The 16168-nt window shown below is 63.0% G+C and carries 12 protein-coding genes; 5 read left to right on the top strand and 7 right to left on the bottom strand.

Annotated features, from left to right (window positions below):
• Nucleotide 1: 1 nt before the first annotated feature.
• Entirely contained in the window at nucleotides 2-1885 is a 1884-nt protein-coding gene (gene asnB / locus RID42_04595) for an asparagine synthase (glutamine-hydrolyzing) (protein ID MEQ8246940.1), read from the bottom strand.
• 35 nt (nucleotides 1886-1920) lie between these two features.
• On the opposite strand from asnB, the gene RID42_04600 reads away from it, so the two are divergent.
• Complete coding sequence (locus RID42_04600) at nucleotides 1921-2622, top strand: class I SAM-dependent methyltransferase (protein ID MEQ8246941.1); 702 nt, start codon at nucleotides 1921-1923, stop codon at nucleotides 2620-2622.
• Here the strand turns inward: RID42_04600 and RID42_04605 are convergent.
• Nucleotides 2583-3818, bottom strand: a complete 1236-nt coding sequence (locus tag RID42_04605) for a hypothetical protein (protein ID MEQ8246942.1) — start codon at nucleotides 3816-3818, stop codon at nucleotides 2583-2585. The genes RID42_04600 and RID42_04605 overlap by 40 nt on opposite strands.
• 368 nt (nucleotides 3819-4186) lie before the next feature.
• Between RID42_04605 and RID42_04610 the strand changes: the two genes are divergently transcribed.
• Complete coding sequence (locus tag RID42_04610) at nucleotides 4187-4615, top strand: DUF6481 family protein (GenBank protein MEQ8246943.1); 429 nt, start codon at nucleotides 4187-4189, stop codon at nucleotides 4613-4615.
• Between the two features lie 58 nt (nucleotides 4616-4673).
• Here RID42_04610 and RID42_04615 read toward each other — a convergent pair whose 3' ends face one another.
• Nucleotides 4674-5951, bottom strand: a complete 1278-nt coding sequence (locus tag RID42_04615; GenBank protein MEQ8246944.1) for an FAD/NAD(P)-binding oxidoreductase — start codon at nucleotides 5949-5951, stop codon at nucleotides 4674-4676.
• Nucleotides 5952-6104: 153 nt separating this feature from the next.
• Between RID42_04615 and RID42_04620 the strand changes: the two genes are divergently transcribed.
• The 3 genes from RID42_04620 (at nucleotide 6105) to RID42_04630 (ending at nucleotide 10607) form a co-directional block, all read left to right on the top strand.
• Nucleotides 6105-7802: an alpha/beta hydrolase gene (locus tag RID42_04620; protein MEQ8246945.1), complete on the top strand. Its 1698-nt coding sequence runs from the start codon at nucleotides 6105-6107 to the stop codon at nucleotides 7800-7802.
• 15 nt (nucleotides 7803-7817) lie between these two features.
• Complete coding sequence (locus RID42_04625) at nucleotides 7818-9521, top strand: alpha/beta fold hydrolase (GenBank protein MEQ8246946.1); 1704 nt, start codon at nucleotides 7818-7820, stop codon at nucleotides 9519-9521.
• 123 nt (nucleotides 9522-9644) lie between these two features.
• Nucleotides 9645-10607 carry a VOC family protein gene (locus tag RID42_04630; protein ID MEQ8246947.1) on the top strand — a complete coding sequence of 321 codons (963 nt, stop codon included), beginning with the start codon at nucleotides 9645-9647 and terminating at the stop codon, nucleotides 10605-10607.
• An 11-nt stretch (nucleotides 10608-10618) separates the two neighbouring features.
• Here RID42_04630 and RID42_04635 read toward each other — a convergent pair whose 3' ends face one another.
• The 4 genes from RID42_04635 to purH form a co-directional block, all read right to left on the bottom strand.
• The gene (locus RID42_04635) at nucleotides 10619-11248 is read right to left on the bottom strand and encodes a flavodoxin family protein (protein ID MEQ8246948.1); all 630 of its coding nucleotides are present in this window, start codon (nucleotides 11246-11248) and stop codon (nucleotides 10619-10621) included.
• A 58-nt stretch (nucleotides 11249-11306) separates the two neighbouring features.
• Nucleotides 11307-12983, bottom strand: coding sequence for an ABC transporter substrate-binding protein (locus tag RID42_04640; GenBank protein ID MEQ8246949.1), 1677 nt, complete (start codon nucleotides 12981-12983; stop codon nucleotides 11307-11309).
• A gap of 130 nt (nucleotides 12984-13113) precedes the next feature.
• Nucleotides 13114-14472 carry an NADP-specific glutamate dehydrogenase gene (gdhA, locus tag RID42_04645; GenBank protein MEQ8246950.1) on the bottom strand — a complete coding sequence of 453 codons (1359 nt, stop codon included), beginning with the start codon at nucleotides 14470-14472 and terminating at the stop codon, nucleotides 13114-13116.
• 97 nt (nucleotides 14473-14569) lie between these two features.
• On the bottom strand, nucleotides 14570-16162 hold the full coding sequence (gene purH / locus RID42_04650) for a bifunctional phosphoribosylaminoimidazolecarboxamide formyltransferase/IMP cyclohydrolase (GenBank protein ID MEQ8246951.1): 1593 nt from the start codon (nucleotides 16160-16162) through the stop codon (nucleotides 14570-14572).
• Between the last annotated feature and the right edge of the window lie 6 nt (nucleotides 16163-16168).

Below are 16168 nucleotides of genomic sequence, written 5' to 3' on the forward strand. Positions count from 1 at the left end.
CTCAACCCCTTGCCATGCTCCGGCGCCAAAGCTGTATTACATATAGTTTGAAGACTATCTGGGCAACGCGGGCCGTGGGCGCAGCCTGGAACCCGCGCCAAGTGTCTCGGGCCGCATCTGCATTGAGAAGGCCGTCAAGGTCGTCGAACGCGGTAAAGGCTTGGTCGACGCGGGCGCGCCACGAGCCCGCGAGCAAGTCCGATTCCTGAATGTTGGTGCCGAAACCGCGTTTGGGCGCAAATAAGAGAGCGTCCGGCACCCTGCCCCGCAGAGCCTGCTTCAGAATCCATTTGAGGCCAGCCGGATCGAACAACCGGTGCACCTTGCGCCGGAACGGTGTCGCCAGGGCGAGGCCGACCATGTCTTGATCGAGGAACGGGCTGCGGGTTTCGACGCCGGCGGCCATCGCCGGCAGGTCGCCGGCAATGGTGACCGACGGGGCGTTCTCGCTGAGCAATGCGGTCAAGGCTGCCTCGTCGATATAGGCGCGCGGGCGCGCGCCGATCGGTAGTTGGGCCGCCCATCGTTGGGTGAGATCCGCAGGGTGGGGCCGTGCTGGTCCATTGAGCAGGCGCGGCCATACCGCCTCCGCGCTGTACCGCAGCAGCGCCGCCCGGCGATGTCCCGCGGGTGCCCCGAGGACCAACGCCCCGAGGCGAAGCCGCGCCGGGAGCGCTTTGATCCGCGCCAGCACACGCCACAGCGGGCGGATAACGGCCGGGACAATAGCTTCTATGCGACTCAGCAGCGCCTGTTGAAGGTGGCTTGAATAACCGAAGAATAGTTCGTCAGCGCCGTGCCCGGTGAGAACCACCTTGATCCCATCGGCTTGGATCGCGCGACACAGTTGTAAAGTATGCACCAGCGGCAGCAGGGCGATCGGTTCGCCGTGCCGTGCAACGAGTTCCTCCAGCCCGTCGTGATGACGGTCGGGATCGAAGAGAACTTCCTTGTGACGCGTGCCGAGGCGATCGGCCATTGCCCGCGCCCGTGGAAGTTCGTCGTCGCCCGCATCGCGTCCCAATACGTAGCTGCGCGTGCCAACCGCCCCGGCGGCGACCATCGATTGCGCGATCGCCGAGGAATCGACGCCCCCCGATAGGAGTACGGCAACTTCGACATCGGCTTCCTTGCGCAACGCCACGGCATGGTCCAACACCGCGGTTGCTTGCGAAGGCGTGGTATCTCGGCTAACCAAAGGCGGATGCCAGTAGCGCCAGATTCGCTCGACCGCACCGCCCTGGATGCTCATCGCATGGCCCGCAGGGAGCCGCCTGATGTCGCGGTAGATCGTCCACGGATCGGGGACGTGGCGCATATTGTCGATCAGATAGAGCGCGACCGCCTCGGGGTCGAGCGTACGTCCGACCATGGGAAGTTGCAGCAGCGCCGGAATTTCGGAGGCGAGCGCAACGCCCCCGTCCCAGTGGGCATAGACCAACGGCTTCTTGCCGACGCGGTCGCGCGCGGCAAACAGTCTTTCGGATTTGGTGTCATAGAGCAGGAAGGCGAACATGCCGTGTAGCTGCGCTAGCGCGGCCTCGCCCTCCTCTTCCCACAGGTGCAGGATGACTTCCGAATCGGTGTTTGAGCGAAAACGGTGGCCGCGCCGTTCCAGGTCTGCCCGCAGGGCACGCCAGTTGTATATCTCGCCGTTGAAACTCAGCCACAGCGTTTCGTCTTCGTTGGCCATTGGTTGGCGCCCACGCGGCGACAGGTCGACAATGGAAAGCCGCGTGTGCCCGAGCGCGGTCCGGCCCTCCGGCGCCAGCCATTGGTCCTCGCCGTCCGGCCCACGGTGGCGCAGGGTCGCCGTCATTGCCGCAACGTGGTCGCCCAGATCGGGAACGGCGGCGTGTGCGGCAATGCCGGCTATGCCGCACATAAGACCGTGACCAAACAGGTGCAGAGGGCAGCGTCATGACCGTGAGACGCCGGCTGTTCGACCTCACCCGTCGGCTTTCCAACCGGCTGTTCGGGCCGGAGCTGATGCATCGCTCGGGCCTGGTGCGTGGGCTTTGGGCGGGTTGGCGCAGAATTGTCGAGGCGTTTTCGCCGGCCTATCGCCGTCAAGCCCGGTTCGAACGCGAAAACCCAGAAGCCCCTTGGCTGGTGCCCGCCGCGATCCCGTTTATCGAGCGGGAATTGCGGGCGGAAATGCGGGGTCTCGAATGGGGGGCGGGCCGGTCGACCCTGTGGCTGGCCCGGCAGGGGTTGACGCTGGTCAGCATCGAGGGCCGGCGGTCGTGGCGGGACAAGGTCGCGGCATGGCTGCAGCGTGACGGCTTGGCCGCGCGCGTCAGTCTTCCAGTCGTCGATGTGCTCCGCGACCATGGCGTCGATCCCGGCACGATCGACGCGTACGCCTCGGCGCCCAAAGGATTTGTCCCGCCCGCCTTCGACGTCGTGCTGGTCGATGGCCACTTTCGGTCGGCCTGTCTGCGCCGGGTACCGACATTGCTGGCGCCAGGCGGCCTTCTTATCGTCGACAATGCCGAGGTTGCAGATGTCCGCGACCAGATCGCGCGATTGGCGCCCCACCGTATCGGCGATTTCGACAATGGGATTTGGCTGACCCACGTCTACCGTGCTCCGGCGGAAGGTCTGCCGCCGCTCGACTGAAGAGCCGCGACCGTCAGGCCGACCGCCAAGATAATCGTGGCCCACCACCAGGATTGCCACATGCCGAAACTGACCACCGCAACCGTGAATGTACTTGTCGATAACCCGGCAACGGCGGCGCGACCCAGGCGATCGGTCGCGCGGGCGTAGCCCTGAATGCTCAACGCCGCCACCAGCCACGCCAGTGCCAGCGCGCCGACGGCGCCGAGTTCGAGCCAGACCTGCACCGCGGCGTTGTGGGTGTGGAGCGGCAGCAGCCGTGGCAAGTTGGGTGTGCCGTCGGGGAGCGTGCCGACGGGGCGCCCACAGGGGGTCATAAAGTCGGCATAGCCCTGTCCGCCGGGAACGAAGCGCGATGTTGCTAGGCCCCAGCCGGCAACCGGCTTCTCCGACCAGCGATCGAGCGCGAAGTTCCAAATCGTGACGCGGTGAATGACAGAGGCTTTGCTATCGATCAGGCCGCATAGCCTACCGAGATTGTCGTAGGGCAGCACCACGGGAACCGCCAATACAAACACGGTTTGCCCAACGAGTAAGAGCCACCGCAGGCGCGGTACCGCGAAGATCGTAGCGGCGGCAGCCAGTCCGGCGACCAGAGCAAGTTGCGCCGAGGTCTGTTCGAGCGCGAACGGCATCGGGGCGACGATCAAGATCGCGACGGCCAGGAGCCGTCGTCCCATGCGCCACAACCCTATCGCCAGAGGGAGCGCGAAGAGTGCGTGGACCGCCGCGCCGCGACTGTAGCTCGCAGCCAGCGCGCCCTCGGGTACCGGCCGAGCCCAACCGCTAAGCGCGCCGTCGAGGCCTACATCGGCGAGGACGATCGGTGTGATTGCCAAGAAGCCGATCGCGGTGGCGGTCAGGATGCGGGCGGGGTCGATTGCCGATCCGCTGCCGAAAGCAGGAATCAATACCATCCCGAAAAGGATCAGAACCGCGATTTGTCCGGTCTTGTACAGGGATGCCGACGGTTCTAGAGACCACACGACCGACGCCAAACCGACGGCCAGCAAAGGCCATACTGCCCGCCCGGCGAGGAGGAGGCGCCTGTCGGCGCGCAAGGCGGGCCAGACGGAGAGGACAAGGGTGAGCGCCAGGAGCCCGACAAGCGGTGTCATGCCCATCGGCGCGAGGTACGCCACGGGTCCGGTGAGGGCTGCGAGGAAGGTTCCCAACGAAGCGGTGATCGCTATCATCTATGGAGCGACCGTCGCGCAATCTAAGGGTGGTGTGAAACGTACCCTATCGGTGCCACCAGACGGGGATCGACCCCGGGGCCACGGACGAGTCTCAAGAAGTAACAAAGGCTGTGTCGTCCTGCGTTTCGGCGCGATTTCGGACCCTCGGCGCACTCTAAGCCAATTTGTTCGATTGCCAAGGTCGATGTTGCCCGTATCGAATCGCATGCAACTTCTTTGATCGAGAATCCTCCGCTGCTCCTGACCGCCGGTATTTCGGTGTATAGTACCGCGCGTCCATCCCTGAAACGTTGTTTCGTGGCGGTGGGCGACTCACCTGCGACCCCCGATCACCAACGCATAGAAAGGTCTCTGCAATCGCTAAGATGACTCGCGACCGTCCGAAAGGCGCCTTTAAGGGCGCCGATTGGAATGAACGGTTGAACACCGCCAAGAACGCCAAACGCGCCGTGGTGGAAAAGAACAAGGCGCGTTTGTCGCCCGACGATCCGGCTGCTGTCGAGCGCCGGGCCGCGCGCCTCGCCGCCAGTATTGCCCGCGACGCCCGCCGTGCGGAGCGCGAGGCCGCCCGTGCGGCCAAGGCCGCCGAGCAGGCCGCGATCCGGGCTCGCGAGGAGGCCGCGCGCGCCGCGGAAGCCGCTGCGCGGGAGGCCGAAGAGGCACGGCTCGCGGAAGAGGCCCGCGCCGAGGCCGCCAGACTTGAGGCTGAAAAGGCCGCAGCGGCGGAGGCCCTGAAAGCCGAGCAGAAGGCCGCGCGTGACCTACGCTACGCGAAACGAAAGGCACGGCAATAGCCTAAAAGAGCGTTAGGCGGACGTATCCGTTAGGTGTCGGTCCGCCGTGCCGAGGCAGCTAGTCGGTGCGTAACTTCTTCAAACCCAAGGCGCCCATGATCTGTTTCTCGTAGAACGGTTCGGAAACGCCGCGGCGTAGTTTTCGTAGGAAGTATTTCTCGAAGCCGACCTTGGCGACGTGCACCCACTTCCCCTCGGCCATCCAATTGACGTTGCGCGGCGGGATCTGCGGGACAGCAACAAACGCGATCCCGGTATCGCCCATGTCGGCCAAGCACACCGCACTCCACGTCGCCTCGGCTTCGACCGGCCTACCTGCCAGGGCGTCGCCGATATTCTTGGCCGTTGCGGTCACCATGCTTTCGATCATGTAACCAGTCTTGGGAACCCCGGTCGGCACCGGCGTCGGGCCGATCGGGGGGATAGCGATGCATACGCCGACCGCCCAAATATTCGGAAAGGCCGGATTGCGCTGGTGTTTGTCGACGAGGATGAATCCGCGAGGATTGGCCAGTCCCTCGATATCGCGCACCGCATCGATCCCGGTAAAGGCCGGGAGCATCATGCCGTAGGCGTAGGGGATTTCGTGCCGCTTCTTTTCCGTTCCATCTTCGTTGAGTTCGATCGCATGCACCATCCCGGGTTCGACCTTTTCGACCTTGGCGTTGCACACCCAGTCGATGTGTCGCTTGCGCATCGCGCTCTCCATCAGCGACTTACTGTCACCGACGCCATTGAGGCCGAGATGGCCGATCCAAGGCTCGGCGGTCACGAAGGTCATTGGCACCTTGTCGCGAATCTTGCGGCGCCGCAGCTCGGTATCGAGGATGAAAGCGTATTCGTAAGCGGGCCCGAAACAGCTTGCACCCTGGACCGCGCCGACCACGATCGGTCCGGGGTTCTCGACGAAGGCATCCCATGCGACGCGCGCCTTTTCGGCATGATCGACGTGGCAAATCGATTGGGTGTGACCGCTAAGCGGGCCCAGACCGGGTACCTCGTCGAAGGCTAACCGCGGCCCGGTCGCAATCACCAGATGGTCGTAGGAAATACGCTCGCCGTTCGCCAGTTCGACGGCGTTCTCGCCGGGGTGTACCCGCTTGGCTGCGCTGACAACCACATCGATGTTCTTGCGGCCGAGCATTTTCGCAAGGTCGAGTTTGATCTGCTTTGGCGTACGCCACCCGACGGCGACCCAAGGGTTGGATGGCACAAAATGAAAGCTCGGAGAATCCGACACGACCGTAACCCGGTCGTCCTCGCCGACGGCTTGGCGTACTTCGTAGGCCATTGGCACGCCGCCGATGCCGGCGCCCAGAATGACAATATGCGACATGATGAACACGCCCCTTGTTGTTGGACCGGTTTGCTTCAGTTTCCGCCCTGGATGCCCTGGCGGCACTGCGTGAAGTCAATCGGCGCCCTGCATAGTTTGCGGGGTTTGGCGGACCTGTTAGCGTAGCTGGCAAAACATCGAGGGGAGGTCGGTATGGGGATCGAGCCAGGGCATCCGGCGATACGGCGTCATTTCGTGACGGTCAATGGCGCGCGCCAAGTTCACTACCGGCGCGCCGGCAAGGGGCCGGCAGTCGTGCTGCTGCACCAGTCGCCGACGTCGTCGCGCGAGCATGTGCCGTTGATCGAACGCCTGATGGGCGACTTCACGGTGATCGCGCCTGATACGCCCGGTAACGGATTGTCCGACCCATTGCCGGGCGAACAGCCGTCGTCCGAAGACTACGCCCATGCCCTTGCCCAGACCTTGGACGCGCTCGGGATAAAACGCTGCGGGTTGTTCGGCACACACACCGGCGGCGTCACCGCGACCGAGTTTGCCCGGCTCTATCCGGACCGCGTCAGCGTCGTCATCGTCGACGGCATCACCTGCTGGACCGAAGAAGAACGCGCCGATGCAGTCGCCAACTATTTCACACCGTTTGCCCCGCGCTGGGACGGTAGCCATTTGACGTGGTTGTGGTCGCGAATGCGCGAACAGACGATCTTTTTTCCCTGGTACGCCAAGTCGCTTGCAGCCCGACTCGATTACGATTTGCCGCCGCCGGATCGCTTGCACAACAGCTTGCTCGAATTCCTGCGGGCCGGCGACGAATACCGCAAACCCTACAAGGCGGCATTCCTGTTCAAGGGCGAAGAGGCGATCCCCGCCATTACGTGCCCGGCCTATCTCATGGCGATCGCACCGGATGTGCTGTTCGGTCACTTCGACCGCCTGCCGCCGTTGCCCGACAACATCAAGATCGAGCGCTTCGGGGCAAGCCGGTCGGAGATGCTCGATCGCGCAGTCGCGGTCCTCGCTCAATACCCCGGACAGGACGGTGTCCCGGGCCCGGCAGCACCGGGGCCGATCGCCGGTCGAACCTGGCAGGACTATGCCGATGTGGCGGGCGGACAACTGCATATGCGGCGCAGCGCCGGTAGCGGCCGCCCCGTGCTGGTGCAGCACGACGCGGCGAGCGACAACAACGTTGTGCGCATGGCCGCCGAAGGCTTCGTTGGCAAGCGACCGGTGATAGCTTTCGATCTGCCGGGCAACGGCGAATCGGACAACACCATTGGGACTGACAAAGACGCGATCACGTGCACGACCTACGCGGCTGTGACCCAACAGGCGCTTGCGTCGATGGGCTTGAACGAGATCGACTATCTCGGCACCTGGGGCTCCGGCTTTACCGGGCTGGAACTCGCCAAAATGCAGCCCGGCTTAGTGAAACATCTCGTCGTCGCCCACGTCATCTATCACCCGGAAAGCCTGCGCCGTGAACTACTGGCCAAGTACACCCCTGAGCTAAAGACCGATTGGTGGGGCGGCTATCTGCTGATGGCCTGGCATGCTATGCGCGATCAAGGCCTTTATTGGCCATGGTACAATCGGACCCGCGAGGGGATCATCCAGCGCGAGCCCTATGTCGACACGGCGATGGTGCACCGCCGCGTGGTATCGCTCCTGAAGTGCTGGAACATGTGGCAGGCGCATTACGGCGCCCACTGGAAGTACGACGCCCACACGGAATTGGGGCGAAGCCCGGTGCCGATCGCGTTGGCTGGCCCTGACAACCATCCAGGAACGGACCAGGCGGTCAAGGACCACGCCACGCTTCAACGGGTCACAACCGGCAATGACATGACCGCCTGGGCGGGCGCGTTGATGCCATTCCTGGATAGCTAGGCAAGGATTCGCGACATGGGTACCGACGCACCGATTCCCGGCATTCGCCGCCATTTCGTCACTATCGACGGCACACGGCAGGTGCATTACCGCCGTGCAGGTTCCGGGCCGCCGGTTCTGCTGCTGCACCAATCGCCTAAATCGTCGCGTGAACACATCCCGTTGATGAAGCACTTGATGGACCGGTTCACATGTATCGCGCCCGATACACCGGGCAACGGGAACTCCGACCCGCTTCCGATCGACGATCCCGAAATGGCCGACTTCGGCGACAACATTGCGGCGTTTCTCGATGCCCTCGGGATCGACAAGGTCGCGGTGTACGGTTTCCACACCGGTGCGTCGGTCGGTTCAGCGTTCGCTGCGCGTCACCCGGGCCGGGTGCACATCGCGGTCCTCAACGGACTCGTGACGCTCAACGCCGCCGAGCGCAGCGATATCCTTGCCAACTATCTAACACCCTTCGAGCCGCGGTGGGACGGCAGCCACCTCACATGGCTCTGGTCGCGGTTGCGCGAGCAGACCGTGTTCTTTCCCTGGTACCGTCCTTCGCTGGCAACGCGGATGGACGGACCGATGCCGGCACCGGAGGTTTTGCACGACGGGGTGATCGAATTCCTCCGGTCGGGCGACCACTACCGCGGCCCCTATGGCGCGGCGTTCAGATTGGACGGTGCCGCGATGGCGACGGCGATGCGCAGTCCGGCCATTATTTGCGCGTCCGACTGGGATCCGACCGTCAACTATCTCGACCGTCTACCGGCGCAATTGCCCGAGGGCGTGCGGATCGAGCGCCTCGGCGACCGGCGCGGCGAGGCCGTCTATGCCTGGGTGGCCGAAGTGATGGCCCGCTACGCCAAGGGAACGTCGCCCCCGCCCCCGGCGGCGCGCGCAATTGCCGATGGCACCTGGCAGGACTTCGCTGATATCGACGGTGGCCAACTCCATGTCCGGCGCACCGACGGCCCGGGCCGTCCGTTGTTGGTGCAACACGATGCCGCCAGCGACAACCGCATTGTCCACCGCGTCACGCAGTCAATTGCCGGTAAGCGCCCAGCGCTCGCGTTCGACTTACCCGGTAACGGCGAATCGGACAATACGATCGGCGAAACCGACATAACTGTCGCGCGCTACGCCGATGTCGTGGCGCAGGCGCTCGATTCGCTCGGGCATGACTCCGTGGATTTCTATGGGATGTGGGGTGGCGGTTTGGTCGGCCTCGATTTAGCCGTGCGGAAGCCGAACCGGATCAACCGGCTCGCGATGTCGAACGTGATGTTCTTTACCCCCGAAGACGCGAAGAACTACTACGACAACTATACCTTCCCGATCGAGATCGATTGGTTCGGCGGGCATCTGCTCAAGTGCTGGATCGCGATGCGCGATCAGGGGCTGTTCTGGCCGTGGTTCGAGCGCACCCGCGCCGGAATCATCCGCCAAGAGCCCTATGTCGACACCGCGATGGTCCATAGCCGCGTCCTATCGATGTTGAAGGCCGGCAACATGTGGCGGCACGCCTACCGCGCGCACTTCTCCTACCCGACCGGCGAGGCCTTGGCCAAGGTCAAACAACCGACGCTGTTGGGCTCGCCGACGTGGGATCCGAACTATCCGCACGGCCAAGCGGCGCACGCCGCCTATCCGCAAACTGCCTGGCTCGACTTGCCGCCTGACATGGGCGATTGGTCGGCCGCTTTCCTCCCGTTCTTCGACCAATGATCTAGCGCCGATGGCGCCGCGGTACTCACGCAAAGGTTGCATCGCTGGGCGCATTCGATCCAAAGTAGCGGTGCGGGTCGGGCAACCGTCCGCGTCTGTGCGGAATCAATTTCGGATCGAAATATGGTGACACCTGGTGCGGGTGGCAGTCCTCTAAGTATTGCCGTGATCGGCGTCGAGAACATGGCCGAATCCCTCGGTTTTTACCGAGGAATCGTCGGCATGGACGTGATCGGCGAAGCGACGCTCCGGGACCTGCGCTTCGCCGGACATTGGCGTATGCCGCCCGAATCGCGGACCCACGCGGTTCTCCTCGAAGCCCGCGGCCTTCCGGTGGGCCGGATCATGCTGTTGAGTTTCGTCGATCCCCGGCGCGAGCGGATACGCGCACGGCGCGAGCGCCGCATGATCGGCCTGATGAACCTCAATTTTTACGTAGCGGATATCAAAGCGGCCTACCGCGACCTGTCGGCCAAGGGGTACGAGTTCTGGTGGCCGCCTAAACAGCACCGGTTGAGCGCTGGGGTCGGCGAAGAAACCGGCGCGCTTCTGGAGGGACCGGACGGCGTGATCGTGAATCTGATTCAGCTCGACACGACCGACGAAACCAAACGGATCGGCGCAATGCGCAAATTTTTTCTCGAAGAGGGGGCGACGCGAACCGGTTTCTCGCCGGTGGTGACCTCCGCGCACGGCGTGCGCGAGCGCGCCCGCGCGATCCCGATCTACCGGGACCTGCTGGGGCTCGACGTTGTGATCGACGAGCCGCTCGGCCCCCATGACGAGCGCACCCACTGGACGTTTCTCCAAGGCAATCATCACTATGGAAAGATTGCCCTCGGTCAGGCTCTCAATTACGAGTCCGATGATCTGACGCCCTTCGCGGTGGCGCCGAATATCGGTTATCTCGCCCAGGCGTTCGAGGTGGTGGATATGGACGGTGCCCTGTCCTTTTGCCGCGACGCCGGTGCCGAAATTTATTCGCCGCCGGACGAAATCGATTTGCCGGGCTTGGGCCGCACCATGTCGATGTTGGTGCGCAACCCCGGCTCCGGTGCGCTAATGCAATTCCTCAAACCGGCGTAACCGCCGTCGGTTCACAGCGCCGGACGGCGCACCCCATGCCCGGGCACGGGTACCGGGCCCAGCGCCGCACAGCCCGCCGTCCAACGCGCCGCGACTGCACCAAGATAATGGCCAAATAAGCGGGCGGTTTCGCGGTCGGCGTCCGGCGGTGTGCGACCGGGCGGTTCATCAATGTTCGCCTGGGTCATCAGGCCGAGATAGCCCGCGAGGCGATTGAGGTCGTTTTCGCTGCCGGCGGACGAATAGTGCCCGCCGAGCAGGTGGAGGGGGACCCAGGTCATCCCCATTTGTGCGGCGAAGATGACGAGGCGCTGCAAGGTGTGCAGCTTGTCGCCGCTCCGCCCGGCCGACGACGTGAAGCCTGCCGCCAACTTGCCCGTCCACATACGGTCCAGCCACACTGGCCCGGAGGTCTTTTCGATGAACGTCTGCATTTCCGTCGAGACCCCGCCGATATGGGTGGGCGTCCCGAAGACGATAAGGTCGGAGGCATGGAGCCGGTCCCACGCGTCATCGACATCGAGGACCGACACGGCACGAACATCGCTCGACGGCACGCTACCGAGCCCTTCGGAGATACAGTCCGCCACGACCCGGGTATGGCCGTCGGTCGAATGAAAAAGGATCGTCGTGACGGCCATTATTGTGACGCGCCGCCGGGCCAATCGCGCCCGGCGGACACGTACCCTACTTGATCGCCTACGGCGCTTTCTTCAACTCGAACCAGCGCAGCTGGTTGTCGGGGTGATAGGTCACACCGGAAATGGTGTCCCGGGTGGCAACGAACGATTTGTATTCGACGACCGGCGCCCAGGCGACATCGGCCATGACCTGCTCCTGCGCCTCGGCCAAGGCCTCGTTCCGTTTGGTATCGTCGGACTCGTTGAAAATTCGCCCGTAATAAAGGCCGTCCACGGCTTCGCTGGAATAGTTGATGATGTTGTTGATGCCGCCCTTGTCCGGCGAGACGAAGAAGAGTTGCAACGCGTATCCGGCGTCCACGCCAAACGGGGTGATGCTGTCGATCAGGGTGAACTGCAGGTCCTTCTTGACGAGCTGACGGTCGACGTACTGGGACTCAGGAATCGGGTTGAGCTGAATATTCAACCCGATCTGCCGCAGCGACGACTGAATGGCGGTCCCGATCGGCTGCAACCAGGCATCGCGTTCCTGCGGGTAGGTCAGCAAGAACGATTCGGCTGGAAACGCGTCGAGTCCCTTGCCGTCGGCAAATCCCGCTTCGCTCAACAATTGCTTGGCGCGGGTGAGGTCGAACGAATACTGGGTCGTGGTCTTCGCGTAACCGGGATAGGTCGTCGGCACGATGCTTTCCCACCGGCGGGCCTCACCGAAGAACGCATTGCGCACGACATCCTCGTAGGGAATGGCGTGGGCGATTACTTGACGCAGTTTGGGATTGTCCCACGGCGCCGCTTTGAAGTTCATGGCGACGGCGATATTGCGGTTGCCCCAGGCGCCGGGAATTTTGACGCCGGGTACCGACTTCAGGTTGGTGTATTCCTTCGGGGTCAGGAGCTCGGCGACATCGGCTTGCCCGCTTCGAATCACGATCGTGCGGGTCGAACTTTGCGGCGTGCGCCGCAGAATAATGCGCTCGATGTCCGCTTTACCCCGGTAGTAGTCGGGGTTGGCGGTGGCCGTGAGTTCCTCGCCCTTCTTCCAACTTTCCAGGCAATAGGCGCCGAAACCCGGCGCGTTTACCTCGTTGTTATACTTATGCGACCAGGGATCGTCGGCGGTCGCATTGGCCTCCATGATCTCTTTGTCGAGCATCTGGATGCCGAAGATCGTCAGGACCGGCAGCATCAGTTTGTTTGGCGCGCTTTGTTTGATTTTTACGGTGTAGTCGTCGACCTTGGTTACTTCGTCGCCGAGCTTTTTAGCTTCGGCGTCGCCGAACACCGCCGGCGTGAATCCCGCAATCGATGCAACGTTCGACAAAAACCAGCCGATCGGTGCGCTGCCGCTGACCGACTTCGCGCGGGCAAACGTATAGAGGACATCGTCGGCAGTGAATTCGGCGCCGCTGCACCCTTTAACGCCGCGCCGTAGATTGAAGGTCCAGGTCAGCGACGGTGCGTCGTAGGACCATGACTCGGCTAGGCGCCCTTCAAATTTCTGGAAATCAAGGATTCGAACGCCCTCGTCGTTGGTTTCCTTGAACGGATAGTAGACCAGCGGCTCCAGCAGATTGGCGAGCCCGGTTTGCGTTGCCGGGGATGCCGCCGTCGGACCGTCATAGTCCAGGCCCGGCGGGATATCGGCGGTGAGAATAAGGGCCTGTTTCGCCGTTGCGGTAAACGCGATCGACATCGACAAAACGATTCCCGTAAAAAGCGCGCGCGTCACGTTCATGGTGTCCTCCCCGATGCGCCCATGCTGGCGCTGAGGTTACAGTGGCGTCACGCTGACCCTAGGTCAAGAAAAGTCCGGACAAACAAAAAAGGGCGCCGCGGGGCGCCCTTTTCCGGGACCGAAGCGGCGATCAAACCACGCCGTAGGCCAGCATTGCATCGGCGACTTTGGTGAAGCCCGCGATGTTCGCACCTTTCACGTAGTCGATGTATTTGGGATCGTCGGTGTCGCCATAGCGAACGCACTTCTCGTGGATGTTTTGCATGATCGTGCGGAGTTGCTTTTGCAGATCGTCCGCGCCCCACGACATGCGTTGCTGGTTCTGGGTGATTTCCAACCCGGACACCGCGACGCCACCGGCATTGGCGGCCTTGGACGGCCCAAACAACACCTTCGCGGCGAGGAAGGCGTGAATGCCCTCTTGATCGGTGGGCATGTTGGCACCCTCGGAAACGGCAATGACGCCGTTCTTGATCATCGTTTTGGCTTCATCCGTGCTGACTTCGTTTTGGGTCGCGCAGGGTAACGCCAAGTCGGCCTTGACAATCCACGGCCGTTTACCGGCGTGGAACGTCGCGCCCTTGAACTCCTTCACATAGTCTTCGATCCGCCCGCGGCGGTGCGTCTTGTGTTCCTTAACCCAATCGATTTTTTCCTGCGTCAGTCCCGCGGGGTCGTGGATGAAGCCGCCAGAATCCGACAGGGTAAGAGGGGTGCCGCCGCGGTGGAGAATCTTCTCGGCCGCATGGGTGGCGACGTTGCCCGAACCGGAAATGATCGCGGTCCGGCCTTCGATCGCACTCCCTGCTTTGTTGAGCATGTCCTCGAGGAAATACACGGTGCCGTAACCGGTCGCCTCGGTCCGCACTAGGCTGCCGCCATACTCCAGGCCCTTACCGGTGAGGACGCCGGTGTACTGATTGGTAATGCGTTTGTACTGGCCGAACATGAAGCCGATTTCGCGGCCGCCCACGCCGATGTCGCCTGCCGGGATATCGACGTCCGCGCCGACATGACGGTACAGCTCGGTCATGAAGGACTGGCAAAAACGCATGATCTCGTGCACCGATTTGCCCTTGGGGTTGAAGTCGGAGCCGCCCTTGCCGCCGCCCATCGGTAGGCCGGTGAGGCTGTTCTTGAACGTTTGCTCAAAGGCGAGAAATTTCAGAATGCTTTGGTTGACGCTCGGATGGAACCGGATGCCGCCCTTGTAGGGCCCGATCGCGTTATTGTTCTGCACCCGGTAGCCGCGCTGAACGCGGATGTTGCCTTTGTCGTCTTCCCAGCAGACCCGGAAGCTGACCACCCGATCGGGCTCGGCGATGCGACGCAGAATTTGATACTCGTGGTACTTCTCTTTGTCTTTGATGTAATCAAAGACGTACTGCGCGACCTCATAGACCGCTTGGTGAAACTCGGTTTCGCCGGGATTGCGTCGCTTCACGCCGTCCATGAATTGATTGACATCGACGTGGTCTGATACGGCCATTTGGGTACTCCCGGCTCTCTGTTTTCAAAGGCGGCTTTCGCCGCAAAGTGGGCGCCATGATACAGGAGCGGCCCGCAAGGTCGCGGGGAATCTTGCCTTAATGGCGGAAGTGGCGCCGCCCCGTCACGATCATGGCTAGGCCGGCCGCGTCGGCGGCGGCGATTACCTCGTCGTCGCGCATCGAGCCGCCCGGTTGAATGACCGCGGTGGCACCCGCCTCTGCCGCCGCCAACAGGCCGTCGGCAAAGGGAAAAAACGCGTCGGACGCGACCACCGAACCCTTGACTAGCGGGTCGGAAAGGCCGGCCGCCGTTGCCGCGTCCTCGGATTTTCGTGCGGCGATTCGGGCCGAGTCGATTCGGCTCATCTGGCCCGCGCCGATGCCCACCGTTGCCAAGTCGCGCACGTAAACGATGGCGTTGGATTTGACATGTTTGGCGACCGAAAAAGCAAACAACAGGTCGGCCGTCTCGCGATCGCTCGGCTGACGTTTGGTCACGACCTTTAGGTCGGAGTCGCTCAAGACGCCCGAATCGCGGTCCTGCAGCAAGTAGCCGCCCGCGACGCTGCGGATCGTCATGCCCGGTGCGCGCGGGTCCGGCAACCCGTCGGTCAGCAGGAGGCGCAGGTTCTTCTTCTTGGCGAAGATCGCCTTGGCCGCATCGTCGGCGCTGGGTGCGATCACGACTTCGGTGAAAATCTCCGTGATGCGTTTGGCGGTTGCCTCGTCGATTGGGCCGCCGAGGGCGACGATGCCGCCGAAGGCGCTGACGGGATCGCATCGCAAAGCTTTTTCGTAGGCGTCGATCAAGTTTTCACCGAGTGCGGCCCCGCACGGGTTAGCGTGTTTGATGATGGCGACCGCCGGACGCCGGCCACGGTCGCTGAGTTCGGCCACCAGTTCGACCGCCGCGTCGGTATCGTTAATGTTGTTGTAGCTTAACTCCTTGCCCTGGACTTGATGCGCGGTCGCGACGCCCGCGCGGCCCGATCCGTCGTGATAGAACGCGGCGTTCTGATGGGGATTCTCGCCGTAGCGCAAGCCCTGGGCCAACCGGGCGCCGAGGATCAGGCGATCCGGGAACTGTTCTTTGCGTTCGGCCGCGAACCATGCGGCGATCGCCGCGTCGTAGGACGCTGTCCGCGCAAAAGCCTTCGCCGCGAGCCGTCCCCGCGTTTCCTTGCCGACGACATTGGCGTTTCGCCGCATTTCCTCCATGACGACGCCATAGTCCGCGGGGTCGGTAACCACCGCGACATAGGCGTGGTTCTTCGCGGCTGACCGAATCATCGCGGGCCCGCCGATATCGATGTTCTCAATCGTGGTATCGAAGTCGGCGCCCGCCGCGACCGTCTCTTCGAAAGGGTAGAGGTTGATCGCGACGAGATCGATCCCGGCGATGTCGTGATCCGCCATAGCTTTGGCATGCGCGGCATCGTCGCGCACAGCCAACAGACCGCCGTGGATTTTGGGGTGCAACGTCTTCACCCGGCCGTCCATGATCTCCGGAAAACCGGTGTGGCGGGATACTTCGGTAACGGCGACACCCGCATCGGCAATGGCCTTGGCCGATCCGCCAGTCGATAGAATCTCGATACCTTGGTCGGCAAGGAACCGGGCGAAGTCGACCAAGCCTGTCTTATCGGAGACCGACAACAGGGCGCGTTTTACGGGCTGGGGAGTACTCATGCGGTC

The sequence above is a fragment of the Alphaproteobacteria bacterium genome (genome assembly GCA_040216735.1).
Lineage (GTDB): Bacteria > Pseudomonadota > Alphaproteobacteria > SHVP01 > SHVP01 > CALJDF01.

Excerpts from the sequence above, each read along its gene's own strand:
- asnB (MEQ8246940.1), bottom strand. The coding sequence starts at position 1,885 with ATGTGCGGCATAGCCGGCATTGCCGCACACGCCGCCGTTCCCGATCTG.
- RID42_04600 (MEQ8246941.1), top strand. The coding sequence starts at position 1,921 with ATGACCGTGAGACGCCGGCTGTTCGACCTCACCCGTCGGCTTTCCAAC.
- RID42_04605 (MEQ8246942.1), bottom strand. The coding sequence starts at position 3,818 with ATGATAGCGATCACCGCTTCGTTGGGAACCTTCCTCGCAGCCCTCACC.
- RID42_04610 (MEQ8246943.1), top strand. The coding sequence starts at position 4,187 with ATGACTCGCGACCGTCCGAAAGGCGCCTTTAAGGGCGCCGATTGGAAT.
- RID42_04615 (MEQ8246944.1), bottom strand. The coding sequence starts at position 5,951 with ATGTCGCATATTGTCATTCTGGGCGCCGGCATCGGCGGCGTGCCAATG.
- RID42_04620 (MEQ8246945.1), top strand. The coding sequence starts at position 6,105 with ATGGGGATCGAGCCAGGGCATCCGGCGATACGGCGTCATTTCGTGACG.
- RID42_04625 (MEQ8246946.1), top strand. The coding sequence starts at position 7,818 with ATGGGTACCGACGCACCGATTCCCGGCATTCGCCGCCATTTCGTCACT.
- RID42_04630 (MEQ8246947.1), top strand. The coding sequence starts at position 9,645 with ATGGTGACACCTGGTGCGGGTGGCAGTCCTCTAAGTATTGCCGTGATC.
- RID42_04635 (MEQ8246948.1), bottom strand. The coding sequence starts at position 11,248 with ATGGCCGTCACGACGATCCTTTTTCATTCGACCGACGGCCATACCCGG.
- RID42_04640 (MEQ8246949.1), bottom strand. The coding sequence starts at position 12,983 with ATGAACGTGACGCGCGCGCTTTTTACGGGAATCGTTTTGTCGATGTCG.
- gdhA (MEQ8246950.1), bottom strand. The coding sequence starts at position 14,472 with ATGGCCGTATCAGACCACGTCGATGTCAATCAATTCATGGACGGCGTG.
- purH (MEQ8246951.1), bottom strand. The coding sequence starts at position 16,162 with ATGAGTACTCCCCAGCCCGTAAAACGCGCCCTGTTGTCGGTCTCCGAT.